The 1,100-nt window shown below is 42.4% G+C and carries 2 protein-coding genes; one reads left to right on the top strand and one right to left on the bottom strand.

Annotated features, from left to right (window positions below; all coding sequences use genetic code 11):
* Nucleotides 1-689, top strand: a 689-nt coding sequence (locus GMD1S_RS08020) for an Mbeg1-like protein (RefSeq protein ID WP_000496926.1), incomplete at its 5' end; no start/stop codon positions are given.
* Between the two features lie 81 nt (nucleotides 690-770).
* On the opposite strand, the gene GMD1S_RS08015 is transcribed toward GMD1S_RS08020, so the two are convergent.
* Nucleotides 771-1,100, bottom strand: a 330-nt coding sequence (locus GMD1S_RS08015; protein ID WP_000326323.1) for an LPXTG cell wall anchor domain-containing protein, incomplete at its 5' end; no start/stop codon positions are given.

Here is a 1,100-nt window from a genome sequence, read left to right as displayed (position 1 = left end):
TCCATATGACCTATATGAAAGAAATCCCAGCTCAAAAACACGCCCTCCAGTATTTACAGGATTTTTTTGCTCAACATCCTAACCAAAAAGTTGTCATAGCAGGACACTCAAAAGGGGGCAATCTAGCTGTCTATGCTGCTAGTCAACTCGATCCACTTTTACAAAAAAACATTGTCGCTGTCTATACTTTTGATGCGCCTGGACTTCACAAGGAACTAACCGAAACAGCTGGCTATCAAAACATGATGGAAAGAACGAAAGTGTTTGTCCCACAAGGTTCTATCATCGGAATGATGCTAGAAATCCCTGATAAGAAAATCGTTGTTCGAAGCACTGCCTTGGGTGGTCTTGCCCAGCATGACACCTTTAGTTGGCAGGTTGAAGACAAACACTTTGTCCAACTAGACGAGACCAATAGTGACAGCCAGCAAGTCGATACAACCTTTAAGGAATGGGTTGAGACGGTCCCTGATACGGAACTGCAGCTCTACTTTGACCTCTTTTTTGGAATCATTCTCGATGCAGGCATCTCTTCTATCAACGACCTCTCTTCCTTCAAGGTCATTGAACACGTTCACCATCTCTTTGTCCAAGCTCAATCCCTCACTCCCGAAGAAAGAGAAACCATGGGGCGCCTAACCCAACTCTTGATTGACACTCGATACCAAGCTTGGAAAAATCGAGAATAGACAAAAACCAACTAATCATTAGATTAGTTGGTTTTTTGTTTAAGAAACTAAAGGAAACTACTTAGAATCTAGAGTATAGAATTAGTCTTCTTTTTTCTTACGAGACACAAGTCCAAATCCGCTCATCAAACCTAGTACTCCTAGAGCCGCCAAAGCTGCATGATCTTCCGTACCAGTATTAGGTAATTCTTTGGTTGCTTTAGTAGTTGGAGATTGCTCAGTCGGTTTTTGTTGAGGGGCAGTAACAACTTTTTCGTAGACATGTTCTGTGTCACCGTTTGGAAGTTTCTTGGTCTCTACGAAGCGGTAACCTGGAATATCCTTCTTAGGTTGTTCGCCGTCTTCGCTTGGATATCCTGGAATTTCATTGCCTTCCTTATCCTTATGACTTGTCTTCACTTTTTCGTAGAC

The organism is Streptococcus sp. GMD1S, from assembly GCF_000296875.1.
Lineage (GTDB): Bacteria > Bacillota > Bacilli > Lactobacillales > Streptococcaceae > Streptococcus.
Note: the sequence above shows the minus strand (reverse complement) of the source record. Positions and strands in the feature narration are given on the sequence as shown.